The following is a 20740-nucleotide window of genomic DNA, read 5'->3' on the forward strand; positions in this document are numbered from 1 at the left end:
TCACCAGACTCCAAGCAGCGGTTCGATCTGCGGCCTGCCTTTCGCCTAAGCCGCGAATGACGTCCAATCCGTGACTCGGTTGCTTCTGGGATCGCCTGCTTCGTTCACATGCCGGTGCCAGGGTAGCGGTGCGACGAAGGCGGCAACGAGGTGGTCGACGAATGCTCGCACCTTGGGCGAGACATGGCGGGTGTACGGATAAACGGCGGAAATCGTGTCGGGCCGAGCAGCAATGTGGGGCATGGCAGAAATCAGACTTCCTTCCCGAAGAGGTCCGGCAGTCAGAAATTCAGGCAACAGAACCAGCCCCAATCCCGCGACCGCCATGTCTTTGATTGCCTCGAAATTGTTAGCCACAATTCGGCTGCGCATCAGGACGGGTATCGGTCGTCCGCGGTCGCTTTCACTCTCGAACTGCCAGAGGTCGCTGGCGCGAACATGCGCATAGTCGATGCAGGTGTGCTGCGCCAGTTCAGCGATGCTTTTGGGCAGGCCGAAATTTCTCGAATATTCAGGGCTGCAGCACACCATTCGTGCGCAATCGCAGAGCTTGCGAGCCTTGAGGCTCGAGTTCGCTCAAAGCTCCAATGCGTATGCCGAGATCATAGCCGCCCTGGGTCAGGCTGACCGGCCGGTCCTCGTAGTCCACCGCTATTTCCAGATTCGGATGTCGCCTCGCAAACTCAGCAATGATCGGTCCGAGAAACTTGGTCCCGAACGACACCGGAACGACCATCCTAAGTCGGCCGTTCAAGCCTTCGGTCCGGTCGGATACGCCTTCAGTCGCTTCGGTCATCGCTTGGACCAGCGGAACAATCTGCTCATACAAAGTGCGCGCAAGCTCGTTGGGCTTGACACAGCCTGCGGATCGACGAAACAGCTCCACGCCCAGCGCCGCTTCGAGATCACTGACGCGCTTGCTTACTACTGATTTTGACGTGTTCAGACGGGTCGCCGCGGAAGTCACGCTCCCGGCCTCGACCACGTTTATGAACGTCAGAATGTCCTCGAAACGCCACTTCATGGTTCGCTCTTGCCTTCAGGCTGGTGTTCTATGCGTGCGGCTCACATGGTGATTAGGAAAGCAGCACTACTTCCTGTTCCACCTGGTCCCTCCCCACAGGTGACGTCCTATTCAGTGCTGCATGTGCAAATCCATTAGCTCAGCCGGCAGAACCATATTCTGGTTCAGGTCGGTCATGATCCAAAGCGAGCCGGCGACGACCAAGATTACAATCAGAATGCCAAACGCGAGTGCGAGCACGTTGTTTGTGTCGTCAGGCCCTGTCGTAATATGCAGGAAGAATACGAGATGAATTCCCATCTGGGCGATGGCCAATACCGATAATCCCAGCGGCACGCCTGTCGACCAGAGTATCGACGTATTGGCGACCCAGAATGACGTCGCCGTTAGTACGACGGCTAGGAATAACCCGGTCAAATAAATGATCAGGGTAGAACGTGTTGAATGCGCCCCCGAAGCCTCTTCCGCGTCTCCGGGCGCATGATCATGTCGCGTGATGGTCATTGGTTCACCCCAATCAGATAGACGACCGTAAATAGCCAAACCCAGACGATGTCGAGCGCGTGCCAGAACAGGGCGAAACAGAGGAGCCGACGCTCCACGGCCGCGCTGAACCGCCTGACTTTGACCTGCACCATCATCACCAGGAGCCAGATCAGTCCGACAGCGACGTGCAGCCCGTGGCAGCCGACAAGGGCGAAGAAGGCTGAGAGAAATGCGCTGCGGTGTGGCGCCGCGCCGATTGCAATCATGTGAGCGAACTCACGAAGTTCGAGGGCGAGGAACGCACCGCCAAGCGCGAACGTGAGCAGAGCATACAGGTAGGTCGTGCCGAACCGTCGCGAACCGATGGCCAAGGACATCAGCCCGCAAGTGAAACTTGAGGCGAGCAGGCAGGCGGTCTCTATCGCAACGCCCACCTGATCGAAGAGCTGGGCGCCACTGGGACCGCCAGCAGTCGCGCGTGAGAGTGTCGAGTAGGCCGCAAAGAGGGCCGAGAACATAACGATATCGCTGAGGAGAAATATCCAGAAGCCGTAGGTCACGACGATCCGCTTGGACGCGTGACCGGCCCCGGCAGCGGCTGCGGTATGGTCTTGGGCATGGCCATCGAACGCAACAGTGAGGTTCATGCCGCCACCTCCGCAAGTCGCATTTCTTCGAACCTGGCGATCTGCGTGATGGAAACTTTGATCTCTTCTTTCTCGCGGAAGGCGAAGGCAACCGTAGTCAGGAAAATCCCCAAAGCACCCAGCGCTGCCATCCACCAGATGTGCCAGATCATCGCAAACCCAACCACCACAGCAAAGAATGCGATGACGAAGCCGATGGCGCTGTTCTTCGGCATCTCGATCGGCTCGTAGCCGCTCCAGTGCGCCATCTGCTCCTGTTCAATGTGCGCTTTCTTTTTTTGCTGCCAGAAGGCGTCAATGTCGGTAACCTCCGGCAGCGTAGCGAAATTCCACGCCGGCGGCGGCGAGGCGGTCGCCCATTCCAGCGTGCGACCATTCCATGGATCCGCCGCCACTTTGAGCGTCTCGCGGGCTCGGATCGAGACGACGAGTTGAACGATCTGGCAGACGATCCCTGCCAGAATGATCACGGCCCCGGCCGCAGCTGCCACCAGCCAGGGTTGCCAGCTAACGACGTCATAATGCTGCATGCGTCGAGTCATGCCCATCAGGCCCAGTGCATAGAGCGGCATGAAGGCGAGATAGAATCCGATGAGCCAGCACCAGAACGAGGCCACGCCCCAACGCTCGTCGAGTTTGAAACCGAACGCCTTGGGGAACCAGTAATTGTACCCCGCCATCACGCCGAACACGACGCCGCCGATAATGACGTTGTGAAAGTGGGCGACCAGGAAGAGGCTGTTGTGCAGCTGGAAGTCGGCTGGAGGTACAGCCATCAACACACCCGTCATGCCGCCGATGACGAAGGTCACCATAAATCCCACCGACCAAAGGATCGGCACCTCAAAGCGGACGCGCCCGCCATACATGGTGAATAGCCAGTTGAAGACCTTCACGCCTGTCGGCACGGCGATGATCATCGTCATGACACCGAAGAAGCCGTTGACGTTGGCGCTGGCACCCATCGTGAAGAAGTGGTGCAGCCAAACGATGAACGACAACACGCATATCACCAGCGTTGCTGCAACCATGGAGCGATAGCCGAACAGCGCCTTGCCGGAAAAGGTTGAAACGACCTCCGAAAATACACCGAACGCAGGCAGGATCAGGATGTACACTTCGGGGTGGCCCCACACCCAGAACAGGTTGACGTACATCATTGCGTTGCCCTGCCCATCGATCGTAAAGAAATGGAATCCGAGATAACGATCGAGAAGCAGCATCGCGAAAGTGGCGGTCAAGACGGGGAACGCAGCGACTATGAGCAAGTTCGATGCAAGCGCTGTCCAGCAAAACACCGGCATCCGCATGTAGCTCATTCCCGGAGCCCGCGTCTTCAGGATCGTCGTGACGAAATTGACGCCCGTCATCAACGTTCCCACACCCGAGATCTGCAATGCCCAAAGATAATAGTCGACGCCGACACCGGGAGAGAATTGCAGCTCACTGAGCGGCGGATAGGCGACCCAACCGGTCTTTGCAAACTCGCCCACGACCAGAGAGATGTTGGTCAGGAGTATACCCGATGCCGTCAACCCCAAACCAATCGAGTTCAGCGTCGGAAAAGCCATGTCTCGGACGCCGAGCTGCAGGGGCACGACGAAATTCATCAGCCCGATCACGAAAGGCATAGCCACGAAAAAGATCATGATGGTGCCGTGCGCGGAGAATACCTGGTCGAAGTGCTCGGGCGGCAGATATCCTTGCGCGTCTGCAGCCGCGATGGCCTGCTGTGCGCGCATCATCAACGCATCCGCGAACCCCCGTAGCAGCATGATAAGTGCCAGGATGACGTACATTACGCCGATGCGCTTGTGGTCGACCGAGGTGAGCCACTCCCGCCACAGATACGGCCAGTGCCCCTTCAGGGTGATCCAGCCAAGGATGGACGCGATGACCAAAACCATTGCGAAAGAGACGCCCATGACGATCGGTTGATCCAACGGAATCGCGTCCCAGCTCAGCTTGCCAAGTAAGCTCATCTTTCCGCCCTCATCGACGTCCGGGTGCATAAATCTTCATGCTGCATTTCGGCGGCTAAGATGCCGTCGAATAGACCGGGCGTAACTGCTCGGTATGTGACCGGCGCAATCCCTGCGCTCGGCTTTGTCAGATGCGCGTAGGTGCTTGCATCGAGCGCAGAACCTTTGCTGCGTGCTGCCTCGACCCATCGGGCGAAGTTTCCCGCTTCGACGGCATCAACGTCGAAATGCATGTCCGCAAAGCCGTCACCGCTGAATTGCGCCGACATCCCGCGGTAAGTCCCTGCATGGTCCGCCTGCAATTGAAGACGGGTCAGCATTCCCGACATCGTGTAGATCTGGCCGCCGAGCTGCGGCACGAAGAAACTGTTCATTACGCCCGCCGACGTCAGCTCAAAACTGACCGGCCTGCCGACGGGAATCGTCAAGTGATTGACGCTTGCGATGCCTTCGTCGGGATAGATGAACAGCCATTTCCAATCGAGCGAGACAACCTGAACGGTGACGGGCTTCACGCTAGAGGGAAGCGCCTTGCCCGGATCGAGCTCATGCGCGCCAAGCCAGGCAACGCCGCCAACCAGAAGCACAGTCATGAGCGGGATCGACCAAACAAGCACCTCGAGACGGTCTGAATGGTTGAAATCCGGCAGGTAACGGGCGCGCGAGTTCGACGCGCGATACCAAAAGCCGACGGCTAGAATGGCGACAATCGTCGGAATAACGATCGCCAGCATGATGCCGAGCGAGTTGAAAAGAATTTGCCGTTCGCCGGAGGCAACCGGCCCTTGCGGATCGAGAATACCTTGCGCGCTAGCACTAAGTGGTGCAATCGCCAAAACGATAGTCAGTACAAATCGTGCGCGGTGCATTTGCATGGCCTGTTGGGATATTGCGTTCACTACCTGGTCAACCAACCAAAGATTGGAGTATACTCTGTAATAGCACATCGGACGTTTGCAATTCACGCTTCTGTGTTACGTTGCGTATAGCACGCTGGCGCGATCTATATTATACCTATACTTAGTAGCAATTGATTTCCACCAAGCGCAATGAAAGAGACCACAGCCATCATGAGGCCGCGATGGAACCGCGTCTGCTTGATCACCCTGGCGCGCGAGGTCATAAGTAATTCAGCGGCAAGCACCGACGTCCAATCGGACTTCAACGCCTGGTGGACAAGGTCACGGACATCGGCAAAGGACTGGGGATCCACATAGTAGATCGGCGGAGCGGCCGAAGCACCGGATATCTTGCTTTTGAGTTCCCTCTCCGCGCGGCGTCTGCTCGGATAGAGGACCTGGCCGAACTGCACGATCGGCATGATGACTATCCCCCAGACACCCGCATAGAACAGCGGCCCGATCGCCGGATGTGCCGGCAGGAGATCGCCAAAATGCAGCGCCAGATTGACGGCGAGGATGTAGCCGACGCCGACGATCTGCGCCTTCGTATCATAGGAGCGCGCTACTGAATGTGCCTCCTGCAGAGCGGCGAGAAGCATGTTGTCGACGTACTCACGCGTGACCTCCCCGGGTCCAGAAAGCATCGTGGCTTCCGATTCAAGAAGGCGGTCAGGAGAGTTGGGGGACGATTTCAACATGGCGGTTCACACTGCGGGGGCCAGAGCAACCCAATCCCGGCGGACACTCGCACTTCAGAGATAATCTTGGTTATCTTCATGTCGCCGAGAGCCGAGGCCGCCATCGTGATCTCCATCATTTCGAGCCATCAATCAGGCCGCTTCTCAAATTGAGCTAATAAGTCATTTCGACCATTCAGTCAACATGAAAATGATGCAACTGCCCGATGCGAAAAGCATGACGAATAATGGGTTCGGCCTGGCAGCCAGCTGAACGCAGAGCAACCAAAGGCCCTTCGGCGAGCGGGGGATGAACGCTGGCCGTCGTGCTGCGTTGCGCTCTTGTTCGGCCTTCCATTGGCGCAGATTGACGAGCTGTTCGCGCCGCGGATCTTTTGCGTAGTTCATCTTCCCATCCTTCCCGCGAGCTCAAAACGCATGGCGTTTGAGCCCAATCGTTGACGTCCAAAGTTCGCCGGGCGTCCTGGCTCCGACTCTAAATCATGCCAAGCGCAAGGCCGGCACCAAGCGCGACGCAAGCTGCGCCCGCCCCGCGCACCAGGCCTTGCAAGCGCGAACCCGGAGCAAATGCGGCGGCTAAACCGAGAAGATGCAGCAGCGCAGTGGACACTGCGAAGCCGGCCATGTATTCGAGCCCGCCGGTTCCGGCCATGACTTCCGTTCCGTGCGCGTGGCCGTGGAAAAAGCCGAAGGCCGCGATAATGGCGACGCCGGCCGGCACCGGAAGGTCCACGGCGAGCGCAACCATCAGGCCGAGCGCAACGATCGAGGCGAGGATCGCCGGCTCGACGAACGGCACCGGAACATGCGCCATGCCGAAGCCGGCGCCAGCGAGCATCACAGCGACGAAGGCAGCCGGCCACGCCCAGATCGCGCGACCGCCCTTCTGGGCCGCCCACAGTCCAACTGCGATCATGACGATCACGTGATCGAGGCCGGAGAGTGGATGGCCGAAACCGGCCGAGAAGGACGATGTCAGCCCGGCGCCGACATGGGCTTGGGCAGGCAAGACTGCCCCGGCGAGAGCGATCGTCGAGAGTATTGCGCGTTTCGTGGAAGGCCGCATGAAGGGGGACTCCTCTCGTTCAAGGTAATGGAATGTCGGACAGGCTCCGGCGCAGGGCAGAGCAAACGTCACGCCGTGCCCACATGGTCGAAGGCTGGTTCTTCCGCAGCCTGCTTGCGGGCCGTCTGCGGCGCGGGGACAACTCTCCGCCGCTATTCGGGCAGGCGCCGCCCAAAACGTTTCGGGTGCAGTCCATGCAGATTGTTTGTAGATATAGCCGCTCCGGCATGTAACTGGCTCCGTCCTTCGGCTTGAAATACTATGGATCGCCGAGGCTCCATGCCATTGTCACGTTGGTCAACTGCTCCAGTGGAAAACGAAAGAGCGCATCACGCGGTCAGCCGGGTGCGCTGCCGAAGTTATACTTATGTATACCGAGACTGACCGGCTACCTCGTGCGAGCGGCATAGCCGTCAGCCCGGACTGGCCGCTATCGAACTGCGTATCAAGGGATGAGCGGCAGTGGCGGCCCGCTGCACCTGTGATGGACTTCATCTGGGCATGCTTGGAAACGCCCGACTACCGGCAGCGCAGCCCGCAGCCTACGCTGGGTCTCAAAAAAACCTGGCTGGCGCTGCACGGAACGCATCGAGCTTCCCTCCTGCGCACACTCGCACTCACATAGACTTGGTACGCCGCTGCAGTGTAAAATGACCTGAACAGCGCTGGAGCGGAGTCTTGAAGCTCGCAACCGTGCAATCCGCGCCCGCGGCGTCACGACGGAACCGTTCCGCCGTGCTCCTTCGCCTCACGACCGCAGCGATGGCGGCCGGGACCTTTGTCGCCGACACGATCAATCCAAATGATATCTCCTACCCGCTACTTTACGTCGTGGTCGTGCTCTTGGCCGCGCGCTTTTGCTATGGCCGGAATCTTGTGTTCGTCGCCGCCGGGTGCCTCGCACTTCTTGTTTTGAGTTATCTGATCTCGCCTCCGATCGGGCCGACTGAAGATGCCCTGCTGCGTATGTCTATCAGGGGCACTGTGATCGCAGTGACGGCATATCTCGTCCTGCAGAGCCAATCGGCGCAAGCAGGCGAGCGCGAGAAGGCTGCTCTTCTCGACCTGACGCAGGACACGATTTTCGTCCGCAACATGGACGACGTCATTACCTATTGGAACCGCGGCGCGGCGGAATTGTATGGGTGGAGCGCGGAAGAAGCCGTCGGGCGGGTTACGCACGACCTGTTGAAGACGCGCTTTCCCGCACCGCTCACCGCGATAAATGCGGGACTGCACGCCCTCGGTCGCTGGGACGGCGAAATCGTTCATACCAAGCGCGACGGCTCGGAGGTGGTAGTGGCGAGCAGATGGGCCTTGCAGCGCGACCGGCAAGGCCACCCGTCCAGCGTATTGGAGACCAACAACGACGTCACCGAGCGCAAGCAGGCGGAGAATTCCCTACAACTCGCACAAGCCGAACTCGCGCATGTTGCGCGCATGAGCACGTTGGGCGAGCTTGCCGCTTCGATCGCCCACGAGATCAACCAGCCGCTCGCCGCCATCGTGAATGGCGCCGGTGCCGGGCTGCGCTGGTTGGACAGGCAGCCGCCGGATCTCGATGAGGCCCGGCAGATGCTTGCCCGCATTCTGAAGGACGGCAACCGCGCGGCCGAAGTGATCGGTCGAATCCGCGCTTTGGTCCGTAAGTCTCCGGTCAAGATGGATCGGCTCTCCTTTAACGACATCGTGCTCGATGTAATCGCGCTGGCACGCAGCGATATCGAGCGAAATCGCGTCGTGCTCCATACCCGGCTCGCCGACGATTTGCCACCCATCCAGGGAGACCGGGTCCAGCTGCAACAGGCGCTCCTCAACCTTGTTGTCAACGCGATTGAGGCGATGCACGATCATGAGCCGCGAGAGCTGGTGATCACTTCCGGAAACGACGAGGCGCAGAACGTCGTCGTGTCGGTGCACGATTCAGGCCCGGGGCTCGATCCGGAGACTGTCAGCCGCATCTTCCAGTCCTTCTTCACGACCAAGGCGGACGGGATGGGCATGGGGCTGTCGATTTGCCGGTCCATCGTGGAAGCGCATGGGGGGCAGCTCTCGGCTCGCCCGAATGAACCACGCGGCGCCCGCTTCGAAATCGCGCTTCCCCGAGAGCAGGCGCAGACCAGGCACGCCGCCGAAGCGAGCCAGGCAGCCGCGCCGACTATACCTTCGTATAATTCGTAGCGCCTTTTGATCAGCTAACGATCTCAGTAGATTAGAAACATGCACGGCAGTGCGCGTGGCGATTGGCGCGAGATTGAGAGTTCCGAGGTTGAAGCGAGAGGCAGTCATTGCGGTCGTCGATGACGACGAGTTGGTTCGGGAAACCACCAAGGGTCTGATTAGATCGGTGGGATTTTCCGCCGAGGCGTTTGGCTCTGCGGAGGATTTTCTGGCCTCCGACCATCTTGGCCGTACTGACTGCCTGATTGCGGACGTCAACATGCCCGGCATGAGCGGGCTCGATCTGCATGAACGTCTTGCGGGGGCCGGCAGGACTATTCCGACCATTCTGATCACCGCCTACCCCAATGAAAGGATCCGGATGCGCGCGCTGAACGCCGGAGTGCGCTGCTACTTGCCTAAGCCCTTTGCGGAAGGCGATCTGCTCGGCTGTCTCCGTGCGGCTCTCAGCAACGGTATCTGCAGCCGTTGAGCCCGCTGAGCGTGTGAATGGCTACGGGCTGCGGGAGTTGACACCTTCGTGCGATCGCTCAAACCCCATGTTCAGCCTGTCGGCCATTCGCGCCAAATCAGGCAGGGAGGCAGCTTTCATTTTTCTCATCACCTGCCCACGATGAACTTTGACCGTAATCTCGCTGACGCCCAATTCGTAGGCAGTCTGCTTGTTCGCCCGTCCCGCCACCACCAGGGCCATGACCTCGCGCTCGCGCTGACCGAGGCTCTCGAAGCGGGCGCGCAGCTCGGTCAAGGACTTTTCGTCATCCAGCCGCACCCGGTCCCGCTCAAGGCCCACCTGTATTGCGTCGAGTAGGTCCTGGTCGCGGAATGGCTTGGTGAGAAACTCGATCGCGCCATCCCTCATCGCTCGAACGGTCATGGGGATGTCACCATGCCCGGTGATGAAGATTATCGGGATATGGATGTTATCGGCCGCGAGGTCCCGTTGGAATTCAAGGCCGCTGCGTCCGGGAAGCCGGACGTCGAGCACGAGGCAGGCGGGCCCCTCTGGGCGGGCGCCGGCGAGGAATTCGCGCACGTGGCCGAACAGCTCCGCTTGCAGGCCTACCGATCGCACAAGGCTGCCGAGCGTCTCGCGGACTGCCGGATCATCGTCGATGACGACAACGGTCGACTGTGGGTGGGCCATCTCGATGCTCAACCCCTATATCCTCCGCACAAATTATGACACTCGGGCTTGCGCCCATCAAGCACCATCCCCATCGCCCGCGGGTGCTAGGAATGCGGCGCCGAGAGGAGCCGACCGAGCCGGCACGGCAACTGAAGGTCGCGATCTATCTCGTGTCGCCGACCGGCGCTACTTGGCCCGCGCCGGCCGTGCCGTAACGCCCAAGCTGTCCGCCATGCGGACCAGGTCAACGAGAGACTTCGCCCGCATCTTCTGCATAACGTGACCGCGGTGGACCTTTACGGTCACCTCACTCAGATTCGCTTGGCCGGCAATCTGCTTGTTGACGCTGCCGGTGACCACCAAGTGCATGATCTCTCGCTCGCGGGCCGTCAAGGAATCGTAGCGCGTGCGGAGGTCGGCGATCAGCTTGGCCTCCTCCCGCCGAGCGCGGTCCCGCTCGATCCCGGCATGGACTGCGTCGAGCAACTCCTGTTCACGCAGCGGCTTCGTCAGAAACTCAATGGCGCCGGATTTCATTGCCCGCACAGAGATCGGAACGTCGCCGTGGGCGCTTATGAAAATCACGGGAAGCTGAATGCTCAGATTCTGGAGAATTTTCTGCATTTCAAGCCCACTCCGCCCCGGCAGCCTGACATCGAGGATGATGCACCCAAGAGTGTCAGCGCGCTTTGTGTCCAGAAACTCTTGACCCGAAGCGAAGGTCTGCACCTCAAGCCCAACGGAGCGCAAGAGATCCCCTACGCCCTCCCGGACCGACGCGTCATCATCAATGATGTAGACAACATCCTTCATTCAGGCGCCCCAACTTCGAACCATCACGCCGGCAGGCCGGACGCCGAAGTTTAATGCGCTTTCGCCTCAACTGGCAACGTGAACTGGAAAACGGCCCCGCGAGGGCGGTTTGGCTCGGCCCAGAGCCGACCGCTATGGGCCTCGATGATCGACCGGCTGATGGTCAGGCCGAGCCCCATGCCCTTTGGCTTGGTGCTGTGGAACGCCTCGAACATTTCCTCGATTTTCGCAGAGTCGATCGGCGGCCCGCTGTCACGCACAGTCACCATGATAGTGTCGTCGACCTGCTGCTCAGTGCTTATCGTGAGCTCGCGTGATCCTATCGGATCAGCCGCCATCGCATCCTTGGCGTTCATGAGCAGGTTGAGAATGACTTGCTGTAACTGGACTTGGTCCCCCAGAACCACGGGCAGATTGTTCGATAGTTTGGTGGTTAACGAGACGGTGGCGCGTTGCAGGTCCGTGGTTATCAAAGCGATCGTTTCCAAAACGACCTCATTGATGCTCAACCACTCGCGACGTTCCGGCGACTTCTTGGCCATTGCCCGTATCCGGTCGATGACCTCCGACGCTCGGAATGCATCACTGACCATCCGCTCCACAGCGCGACGAGCGGAGATGATGTCGCGTGGATCCGCATCCAGGTAACGAAGAGCCGCGTTGCCGCTGCCGACGAGACCGGTGAGAGGCTGTCTGACCTCGTGGGCGATGGAAGCCGCAAGCTCACCCATCATGGTCAACCTGCTGACATGAGCCAGCTCGGCTTGCGCGAGTTGTAGGGCATTCTCCGCCTGCTTACGATCAGTGATGTCACGCACCAATGAAAGACGAAACCACTCTTGTCCCAGTTGGAATCTGCCGGCGCGAATTTCGACCGGAAAAATGGTCCCATCCTTACGCCTGTGGAGAGTTTCGAAAGTCGTCGTCTGTCCGGAATCCACATGATCAACCACCTTCGTCAGTGCTTCTTGGTCGAGACCTCCATCAAACTCGCGCGGATGCATTCCGATGAGCTCCTCGCGGCTGTAGCCGAGGCCTTCGCAGGCTTGCCGGTTGACATCTATGACGGTCAGGTCGTCGGTATGCAGGAAAAATGCGTCGGTCGCGTGATCGACAAATGTTCTGAAGCGGGACTCGCTCGCTCGAAGTCTTTCCTCTCCCCGCTTGCGCTCAGACAAATCGAGTACGAAAGCAACAGCCTGGTTCGCGCTTCCTTCGAAGCTTGCCTCGCCAATCAACACCGGCACGCGAGAGCCGTCCTTGCGCCGGTACTCCTTTTCGAATGGTTGAACGCTGCCGGCGGACTTCAGCTCGGCTTCAGCCGCGGCGTCACGGTCCCGCCATTCCTCCGTCGTCAGTTCCGGGCTGGATAGGCGTCCGCCGAGAAGGTCTTCGCGACCATAGCCGACCATGCTGAGGAAAGCCTCATTCGCTTCGACAATTCGGCCATCAATATCCCGGATGAAAATCCCGATGATGTTGGCCTCGACCAGTCGGCGGATCCGACCTTCGCGTTCTTCGAGATGACGGTACAAGCCGGTATTCTCGAGCGCAGTTGCCGCTTGCGAAGCGAGTATTTTCAGCACTGCCATCCGTGCCGGCGCGAACACGCGAGAGGCGAGTTTATTTTCGACGTAGAGCACACCTGACAAGGCGCTTTGATTGAGCAGCGGCATGCATAGAATTGACAGCCCAGGGTGCTGAATAAGGTATGGATCCTCAGCGAAGGCTTCGTTGCCAGTGGTGGCATCGAGGATCACGCTTTCCTTCGTGCGCACGACGTAGCGGACCACCGATCCTGGCAGCCTGGCAGACTCGACGGGTTCGTCGCACAAATCGACTTCGATCGCGTTGCCATTCGTGCTGGCCTCCGCCATCAAACGCAGCTCGCTTCCTTGCGACCCGATCAGTAGGCCTCGCTCACCCCCCGCCTGCTCGAGTGCGATCCGCAGGACTGTCTCAACAAGTCTCTCAAGGACGATCTCGCCCGACACAGCCTGCGAAACCTCGATCACTGTGGCGAGGTCGAGATGTTCCACCGGTGCTTCGATCGTCCCTGTCGCAGCGGCTGCGGTTTCTTCGTTCCGAAACTGTGGAAAGCGCTCGTCGAGTTGCCGAACCTTACCGTCGGCTCCCCAGCGCTGATAGGAGCGGCGAGCATTCTGCAGGTAAAGCGCGGCAATCTGATCGAACCCGCGCCTGCGGTAAAAGGCTGAAGCGCGATCATAAGCGATCGCTTCGTCGTTAGGCAGCAAGTTCGTTCTGGCAAGCTGAGCGGCTTGTTCGTAGAGGCGTTCAGCCTCCAGCGTCCGCTTGTCCAATCGCGCGCTCTCCGCTCCGAGCAGCGCTGCGCGGCTCCCAAAATTCTCAGGGCAGTGCTTTGACCACTCCTCAAGCTGCCGGCGGTGGCCACGCAGATCCTTCCGGTGTTGAGAGCTATCGGTAGCCGAGACTTCGTCGCAAAGCGCGGCCAGCGAAAGGCCGGCGTAGAAATGGTATTCCGCCCGCTCGAAAATGGCAGGGGTCATCCAGAGGAGGCCTCGCGCTTTCGCGGACGCTGCGAGCGCGGCGACGTAGTCGCCGGCAAGCCAGCGCGCCTGCAGCTTGCGGATCCAATACAAGCAGCTACCCGGCCTGCCGTCCATATCGCGCTCGAATTGAAGCTCGTCGAAACCTGTGTCGTTGAAGCAACCGAACACCGGCGTCAGTCCACGAAGCGTTCGAATGAGCTGCAATTGTCCTGTAATGAAACCGACGACCACACCGAAGCCGGCTTGGCGCGCGAAGTCCAGGCCGGCTTGCGCGTCACGTTGAACCTCAGAAAGCGGCTCACCGCCGGCAAGAAGATAGGTCAGAAGATTGTTGCGGCTCAGCACTGCATATGTGAGATCGCCCACTTGCTGCGCAGCGTCAAAGACGCGTTCAGCGAGTGCGCGGCCCGTCCGCACATGCCGTGGCGAGGACTTCGCAAGGTTGCCGAAAGCGAGATAGACACGCGCTTTCAGGCGGTCCATTCCAGGTTGTTCGACCAGGTCCAACCCGAGAAGGCCGAACCGGAAACCCGCCTCGTACTTGCCGAAGTAAGGTCCCAGAACGGTGCCTACCGCGGTGTAGGCATAGGGCGTCGTGTCGCTGTTGCCGTACTTCAAGCTGACGTTGCCCATACGTCCGATCACGAGGCAGCGCAGGTTTTCGTCAGTGAACAAAGCTGGGGTTACGAGCGAGGTAAGGACATCCATGGTGGCCAGTGCGACCGGATCTGCCATTGAGGGCAGGTCGAGCAATGCTTCAATCGGGCGGTCTCCGAGATGTTGGAACAGCCGCGTGTATTCGCGCCGCACCCGATTTCTGGTGGGATGAGCTGTCCACCGAATCCCTACGCGATGCAGGTAGTCGAGCCCGACCAAAATGGCCAGGTCGCTTCGACCAAGGCTCATGGAAAGGTCCACTCGCAGCCGGGTGACGCGGGCAAGGTCAGTCAGGCTGGTGGCACGGCGCGACAAGGGCGCGACACGCGCCTCCGCCTCCGCCGTAGAACCAGTAAGGAACAGGCACTCGGCTCTCAGCAGATCGAGCGCGAAGGCAAGCTCATACCGCCGATCCCATGCATCGTCTGGCAGCAAGGCGGCTCCCAAGCCTGCATAGGTCAGAGCTGAAGTGTATGCCGCCGACGACCTTGCGCGGCGGGCGGCAGCTAGGTTCAGGTCGGCGAGGCGCTCGCGCTCCTTGCCCGACATGATGAGCGCCGTTCCTCGATTGAGGTGGCCGACAATCTCGAAAATGTGCTCCGCAAGCGCCTCCGGAGGAGTGCGAGCGAGGAGCAGGCGACCGATCGACAGATGCGCCACGACCTGTTCGTCTTCTGGAACCAGCGCGTAGGCGGCCTCCTGTACCCGATCGTGGAGGAACCGGTAGGACACCTGCTCGCGCAACACGAGCCCGGCCCGTGCCGCAGCCCAAAATACCGCGTGCACAGCTTCGTCGCTTTCGCCCCGGATCATGGTCAGCGTATCGATCGTCGCGTGATTGCCAAGGCAGGCCAGCGTGTGCAGGGCACGTTGCGTTGGGGCTGGCAGGCGCCTGAGCTTACCGAGCATCAGATCCGCAACATTGTCAGCATAACCCTTCCCCCGAATGCCTTCGAGGTCCCAATCCCAGCGCCTGTGGGCACGATCGAAGCCAAGCAGCCCTTCCTCCGGCAAGGCCAGGATGAACTGAAGGGCAAAGAAGGGATTGCCGGCGCTTTTCTTGTGCACCAGTCGCGCGAGTGGCAGGACACGATTGCCCTCGCAATGAAGAGCATCAGCCAGCATCCGACTCACATCGTTCAGCCCTAGCGGAGTCAGTCCAACTTGATGCACTCGTCCACCAGCTTGCCTGATCGCGGTCAGCCGCCGGATCAAGGGGTGGGTAGGCGGGACCTCGTCGTCGCGATATGCACCGATCAAGAGCAGGTGACGCACCTCCGGTTGCGTGGTCAGATCCTCGAGCAGGTCGAGCGTCGCAGCGTCAAGCCATTGAAGGTCGTCGAGAAACAGCGCCAGCGGATGCTCCGGTCGGGCAAACACCGCCAACAGGCGTCTGACGATCAAATGGAAACGACGCTTTGCATCCTGTGGTGCCAACTCCGCGACGGGCGGCTGTTGCCCGATCAGCAACTCTAGGTCCGGAACGAGCGTCGCCATCAGCCCGCCGTTGAAGCCCAAAGCTGCAGAGAGTGCTGAGCGCCAAGGATCGAGCTCGGCATCGCTCTTGCCCAGCAGTGGCCGGAAAAGCCCCTGCAGCGCCTGTGCCAGGCTAGCGTAGGGAACATCCCGCTGGTTCTGGTCGAACTTGCCGGATGCGAACAACCCGCGCGATGGCACGAGCGCGCGATGGAGTTCGTTTATAACCGTCGACTTGCCGGCGCCGGCCGGGCCGGAAACCAACACCAACTCAGGCCCGCCCGCAGCAACAACCCGGTCGAAGGCGGCAAGCAAGATGGCGATCTCACCCTCGCGACCATATGGCTGCTCAGGAATAAGCAACTTGTCGGGCAGATCCTGGGCAGCGAGTGGAAATTCCTCGACCCACCCGCGACCCTCCGTTTCGGTCAGGGCGTGCCGCAGGTCGGCTTCCAGCCCGTCGGCGGTCTGGTAACGCTCCTCGGCGTTCTTGGCGAGCAATTTCATGACGATTGCCGAGACAGCGCGCGGCACTTTCGTCGCACCTTCTGACGGCGGGACGGGTCGCCTGGCAATGTGACAGTGCACCCATTCCATGGGGTCCGCAGCGGAAAACGGCAGCCCACCGGTCACCATCTCGTAGAACGTAACACCGAGCGAGTAGAGGTCGCTGCGCGAGTCGACGGAGCGGTTCATGCGGCCCGTTTGCTCGGGCGCCATGTATGCCAGGGTGCCGGCAATCACCTCGGGAGGCTCGGGCGCTTGGCGCTCGCGCGTAAGGTGCGACGCCAGGCCGAAGCCGGTGAGTCGAACCTGAAAGTCTGCTTCGCTCACCAGGATGTTCGCCGGCTTGATATCCCGATGAATGAGACCGCGCTCATGGACCTTGCCGACCGCTGCGGTGATGCCGATAGCAAGCCGCAGGAAGGTCGAAAGCTCGATCGCCCTTCCCTCCTTTCGCGGTGCTAGCAACTGGCTGAGCGGCACGCCGCCGCAGTCTTCCAGGACAAGTGTGCTATGGCCGGCTTCTTTGTTGAAAGCCAGCGGCTTCGCTGCCCATGCGCTGTCGAGCTCATCGCGAAGCGCGTACTCATGTGCGAGCCTGTCAAGGCTAGCGCGGGTTGGGAGCTCGGCCGCGAGCCGCACGACCAGAACGGGCTGCGGCCCCGCTTTCTGATCCTGGAGCACTTGGCGCGTGAAGATGCGATCGCCCTCGTGCCAGACGACCGGGTGCCCTTCAAAAAGACCAGTCTGTATCGTCTGCCGTCCAGAATCGGCAGCGCCTTGCTTGGTGTTTATGACTTTCCTGGCGCGCCTTTTCCGGACGCCTTGGACGGTGTCGTCCATAACCACACCGCTTTCTTCGCATCTGCCCGCGCCTCCAACTCCGAGACCGGCATCAGCAGTTCTAGTCAGGGTTCCATCACTTCTGCTTCGTGTCAACGCGCTCCGCTCGCGGGAATCCTACAAAGCTGATCCAATCCGGCGATCGGGGTCATCCTCTCGCTCGAAGAGGAGGCTCGTCAAATAGGGTCGTGACAAAATTCGAGCGACGCCCTTAGAAGGGTAACCGCGCCGGTTAAGCGGGCATGTTGTTGCGGTCAAAGTGCAAACCGGCGCGGCAGGTTGGCCCCTGGCGGGGGGATCCCAGAGGTCGCAGTGAGATTAACACTGCTGCGGCTGCCGGCGGTATTATGCCGAGGTATACCGGCCTAGCCGTTTGGGCAAACTTTCTAAACCAGCTACCTCGCGGAGTCCGAAACGCGATTCCGGTCTTTCTGTAGTGAATTATTCGGGAGAGCCACGCTCCCATCCGCGCACGCCTAGAATTTCTTGGCTAAAAAGTGTGGTTCCAGGAAAATGATGCCCAATCGTATCCCAGCAGGGTCGCGAGTTCACTGCCTGCCTTTCTACCATGCCGGACTCTCTGATCAAACGGCTAACAAGGCCGTTCCTCGCGACGGTGACCTTGCATACTAGTCAACCAGGGTAGCGCGCTACCCGCCTTAGGGAATGGCCGACGAAGCCCAGTAACATCCGCCGACCTGTCGCCAGGACTTATTCGACGCGACCACTTGCCCGGTCACATCGGTGACGAAGGTGCCCTTGGTTTGGTCAAGCATGACCAGGGCATTGCCAAACGGATCGCGAACAACGGCGCAACGGCCGATCGGGATGTCGAACGGCTTCTTGATTATCGCGCCGCCAGCTTCGACGAAGCGCTCCAGCGCGGCGTCCACGCTTTCCACAAGCAGATCCACCTCGGGACCCAGATCAGTATGTAGGACAAGCTCCGTATCCGTTCCTGGCATTCCCAGCCCAGCTGCCTCTGGCGATCGCCAGAGAAGCGGATGCCCAAGGGCTTCGGAGTAGAACCCCAGAGCGGCATCCAGGTCCGCCACCTTGAGCATCACGCAATCGATCTTGTGGAACAGTGGTCCCCTCATAGCACTTCCGGCATATGTAGTGGGTAGTCGAACAGCAACTTTTCGGGCGAGAACCCTAGCCTGCGGATAGCCCCCTGCCAGCCAGCATAGACCGGAAGGTAGTTGACCGCATCACCGGTGGACTGCTCGACTTACCTCTGGGTTTCGAGGATCGTTTACCACTGAACCCGCGGAAGATCCAATTGCTGCGACATGCCCATGGGTAATTCTATCCTGTCGTAAGTTTAACAGGCGGCCAGACGGACCCATCCCAACCCGTCGCGAGAATCCGCCATGGGGTGTTTGTCTTAGCGGCCTCCCAACACATCTTTGAGCAGAAGTAATATCGGACGGGTCGCCCGTAAAAAACGCGACAGCATTTTATACACATCATTGTAGCAGTACCTTCACATATTCAGCGAACATCCGACGGACCGAGCATGACGAGCGGCGTGTTCTTTTGGGGCAAACAATAGCTCTTCAGCCGGAGTTACTGAGGTTGCGCCATGCCGGCGCTGCCGATTTCATGCCGGCTTTGGGGCTCGTTGCCGTGCTATGAGGAAGATTGAATCGGGTGACTTCATCACAGGTGGCATTGACTCGCCTGTCGTCGAAAGTTGCGCAGAAGGGGCCGCGCCGGTTCCGGTTCAACCCCAATTTTGCGCTGTGCAGATGCGGGGCCTGGGCCGCGCATATAATGGAGTTCCGGCCTGTAGCTCGGGGCCACCCACTCCTGAAGCGCCGTCAGGCATCTTGCGACCAGAGCAGAGACTTCCATGATGGTATTCCCTTCCCGGCTAGCGCCAGCTCATTTACTCGAACTCTCCCACATTGCGGGCAGCCACAAATCGATCGTGGTGCCATGTCGGGGCTTGCTGGTTATCGAGAGCCCGCCACCCAGACCTTCCACGATCTGCCTGACGGTCGCCAGGCCGAGACCGCTTCGGTTTACCTTTGTCGAGAAATTCGGCTGGCCGGCCATTTTGAGCGTCCAGTCTTCCATGCCAACGCCGTTGTCCCTGACGGAAAGCCGGATCATCCGTTGTGGCAGACCCGTTTTGCTTGAAGGTGGAAACGCCAGGTCGGCAGCAATCGTGAGGTCACCGCCGGCGGGCATGGCGTCGCATGCGTTTAAAACGAGATTGAGAAGAGCTCGCTCGACGAGCTCTTGGTCGATGATGGCCGGCGGAAGCCGGTCGGCGACTTCCAGGGTCATTCTGATATCTGGCGAGAGAGCGCTCGCAAACACGAGCTCGAGCTGCGCGAGTAGCTGGCGCATATCTGTCGGTTCGGGCATTGCCAGCCTCGGGTTTGCAAAGTCGAGCAGTTGCCGAGCGAGAATCTTCGCCCGAAACGCGCAGTAGATGGCTGCATCGATTTTTCCGAGCTCTCTGCGCGTGCTATCGCGGCGGTGCTGCAACTCTTCCAGGACATTCACAACCGGTGTGAGCAGATTGTTGAAATCGTGAACGATCGATGAGAGCAACAGGCGCGGGTCAATTTGCATGTAAGGAGCGTCCGATCCACGGGAATCGAGACGACTGGCTTGCGAGGCATTGTATTCTAACATGCTTCCCTCCTGACCTTTCGCCATTACTCCCAGGGCAGCAGACTACAGAGCAAGCTGCCCCGCTATTATGCCGACGTATAAATGGCTACCCTTTTGGACCCCTCGACTGACCAGAATCGACGTAAGAGCGTCGATCAAGGCCGGCGGGCTATTTTTCATATTGCGCAATAAGGTCAACACGACTATATGGTCAATACGAAAATGGCGCAAGCTAGCAATGCAACGAAGGCATAACAGATGGCAAAGATCGATTTGGCGCGCAGGGCGGAGATTGGCCGCGAGCGGCGGGCCCGGACTAGGGCGCAGATTCTGGAAGCCGGAGCGTCACTGCTAGCCGAGAAGCCTCCTGAAGGCCTTACGATAGATGCGCTAGTCGAGGCAGCTGGAGTCGCCAAGGGTACTTTCTACTATCACTTTCAGAGCATCGATGAACTGGCCGCCGCGGTGGGCGCCCGCCTGGGCGAGAGCTTTGATGAGCTGCTGACGCCTAGTCGAATCGAGCTCAAGGATCCGATAGACCGTCTGTCTTTCGGGTTTGCGCAATTCCTTGAAAAGGCGAGTTCCGATACCGGATGGGCGCGCCTTGTCGTTCAGAGCGCGCAGTCCCCCACTGAATTCGGCCGGGGTGTTCGCGCCAATCTCAAAGCGGATATCGCCGAAGCACTCGTCCAGGGCCGCATCAGCATGCAGGACGTGGAGCTCGCCGTCGACATCGTGATGGGCATCTGGCTGCAGGTGACCCGCGGCATTCTCGAGCGAGGCACCCGACCGGAACTGACGCGCCAAGCTGTCGAGGCGGTGCTGAGAGCCCTTGGTGTGACGAATTTTGGGGAGCGAACGATGATCAAGCTCACTGTGCTATATGGCAATCCCACTGACCCGGCCGCATTCGAGAGTTACTATGCGGCGACGCACATGCCGCTCGTGGCGAAGATGTCTGGTGTCCTTCGCCATGAGAAAGCGAAAGTTGTGGGCACGCCCACTGGCGACAAGCCACCCTACCACCGGATGTTCGAGGCCTGGTTCGAAAGCGAGACGGCATTGGGCACTGCATTGGGTTCGCACGAAGGAAAAGCGGTCGTTGCCGATCTGGCGAATTTTGCCACCGGCGGGGTGACGATTCTTGTCTCGGCGGTTGAATGAGCGCCAGAC

At 59.7% G+C, this 20740-nt stretch carries 17 protein-coding genes and 1 pseudogene; 3 read left to right on the top strand and 15 right to left on the bottom strand.

Translation table 11 applies throughout. The annotated features are described in order from the left end of the window. Window positions 1-45: 45 nt before the first annotated feature. From AC1RUK_RS33975 to AC1RUK_RS34015, 9 genes and pseudogenes are all read right to left on the bottom strand, one after another. Window positions 46-1024: pseudogene (locus AC1RUK_RS33975) on the bottom strand (LysR family transcriptional regulator). Between the two features lie 111 nt (window positions 1025-1135). Then, complete coding sequence (gene cyoD / locus AC1RUK_RS33980; RefSeq protein WP_111548269.1) at window positions 1136-1528, bottom strand: cytochrome o ubiquinol oxidase subunit IV; 393 nt, start codon at window positions 1526-1528, stop codon at window positions 1136-1138. Next, window positions 1525-2157, bottom strand: a complete 633-nt coding sequence (locus AC1RUK_RS33985; protein ID WP_481840365.1) for a cytochrome (ubi)quinol oxidase subunit III — start codon at window positions 2155-2157, stop codon at window positions 1525-1527. The genes cyoD and AC1RUK_RS33985 overlap by 4 nt, the downstream gene beginning before the upstream one ends. Continuing rightward, window positions 2154-4169, bottom strand: coding sequence for a cytochrome o ubiquinol oxidase subunit I (cyoB, locus tag AC1RUK_RS33990; protein WP_481840366.1), 2016 nt, complete (start codon window positions 4167-4169; stop codon window positions 2154-2156). The genes AC1RUK_RS33985 and cyoB overlap by 4 nt, the downstream gene beginning before the upstream one ends. Next, entirely contained in the window at window positions 4136-5086 is a 951-nt protein-coding gene (gene cyoA, locus AC1RUK_RS33995; RefSeq protein WP_481840367.1) for a ubiquinol oxidase subunit II, read from the bottom strand. The genes cyoB and cyoA overlap by 34 nt, the downstream gene beginning before the upstream one ends. Window positions 5087-5142: 56 nt before the next feature. Then, window positions 5143-5739: a hypothetical protein gene (locus AC1RUK_RS34000; protein WP_481840368.1), complete on the bottom strand. Its 597-nt coding sequence runs from the start codon at window positions 5737-5739 to the stop codon at window positions 5143-5145. 162 nt (window positions 5740-5901) lie between these two features. Further along, entirely contained in the window at window positions 5902-6126 is a 225-nt protein-coding gene (locus tag AC1RUK_RS34005; protein ID WP_481840369.1) for a hypothetical protein, read from the bottom strand. 88 nt (window positions 6127-6214) lie between these two features. Further along, window positions 6215-6805: a HupE/UreJ family protein gene (locus tag AC1RUK_RS34010; protein ID WP_481840370.1), complete on the bottom strand. Its 591-nt coding sequence runs from the start codon at window positions 6803-6805 to the stop codon at window positions 6215-6217. Between the two features lie 19 nt (window positions 6806-6824). Beyond that, window positions 6825-7034 carry a DUF1272 domain-containing protein gene (locus AC1RUK_RS34015; RefSeq protein WP_481840371.1) on the bottom strand — a complete coding sequence of 70 codons (210 nt, stop codon included), beginning with the start codon at window positions 7032-7034 and terminating at the stop codon, window positions 6825-6827. A gap of 449 nt (window positions 7035-7483) precedes the next feature. Here AC1RUK_RS34015 and AC1RUK_RS34020 point away from each other — a divergent pair, with 449 nt between their 5' ends. Together AC1RUK_RS34020 and AC1RUK_RS34025 are read left to right on the top strand one after the other, a co-directional pair. Continuing rightward, window positions 7484-8986: a PAS domain-containing sensor histidine kinase gene (locus tag AC1RUK_RS34020; protein WP_481840372.1), complete on the top strand. Its 1503-nt coding sequence runs from the start codon at window positions 7484-7486 to the stop codon at window positions 8984-8986. Window positions 8987-9074: 88 nt separating this feature from the next. Then, complete coding sequence (locus AC1RUK_RS34025) at window positions 9075-9458, top strand: response regulator transcription factor (protein WP_481840373.1); 384 nt, start codon at window positions 9075-9077, stop codon at window positions 9456-9458. A gap of 21 nt (window positions 9459-9479) precedes the next feature. Here the strand turns inward: AC1RUK_RS34025 and AC1RUK_RS34030 are convergent, their stop codons facing one another. From AC1RUK_RS34030 to AC1RUK_RS34055, 6 genes are all read right to left on the bottom strand, one after another. Further along, window positions 9480-10133 carry a response regulator transcription factor gene (locus AC1RUK_RS34030; RefSeq protein ID WP_481840572.1) on the bottom strand — a complete coding sequence of 218 codons (654 nt, stop codon included), beginning with the start codon at window positions 10131-10133 and terminating at the stop codon, window positions 9480-9482. A 168-nt stretch (window positions 10134-10301) separates the two neighbouring features. Then, window positions 10302-10928 carry a response regulator transcription factor gene (locus AC1RUK_RS34035; protein WP_481840374.1) on the bottom strand — a complete coding sequence of 209 codons (627 nt, stop codon included), beginning with the start codon at window positions 10926-10928 and terminating at the stop codon, window positions 10302-10304. Window positions 10929-10978: 50 nt separating this feature from the next. After that, window positions 10979-16939, bottom strand: coding sequence for an AAA family ATPase (locus AC1RUK_RS34040; protein ID WP_481840375.1), 5961 nt, complete (start codon window positions 16937-16939; stop codon window positions 10979-10981). 659 nt (window positions 16940-17598) lie between these two features. Next, window positions 17599-18003, bottom strand: coding sequence for a VOC family protein (locus tag AC1RUK_RS34045; protein ID WP_481840573.1), 405 nt, complete (start codon window positions 18001-18003; stop codon window positions 17599-17601). 598 nt (window positions 18004-18601) lie between these two features. Then, window positions 18602-18796 carry a hypothetical protein gene (locus AC1RUK_RS34050; protein WP_481840376.1) on the bottom strand — a complete coding sequence of 65 codons (195 nt, stop codon included), beginning with the start codon at window positions 18794-18796 and terminating at the stop codon, window positions 18602-18604. 30 nt (window positions 18797-18826) lie between these two features. After that, the gene (locus AC1RUK_RS34055) at window positions 18827-19588 is read right to left on the bottom strand and encodes an ATP-binding protein (RefSeq protein WP_481840377.1); all 762 of its coding nucleotides are present in this window, start codon (window positions 19586-19588) and stop codon (window positions 18827-18829) included. Between the two features lie 237 nt (window positions 19589-19825). Between AC1RUK_RS34055 and AC1RUK_RS34060 the strand changes: the two genes are divergently transcribed. Continuing rightward, window positions 19826-20731 (top strand): EthD family reductase, encoded by a 906-nt coding sequence (locus AC1RUK_RS34060; protein WP_481840378.1) that lies wholly within the window; start codon window positions 19826-19828, stop codon window positions 20729-20731. Window positions 20732-20740: the final 9 nt, after the last annotated feature.

This window comes from Mesorhizobium monacense, assembly GCF_056781675.1.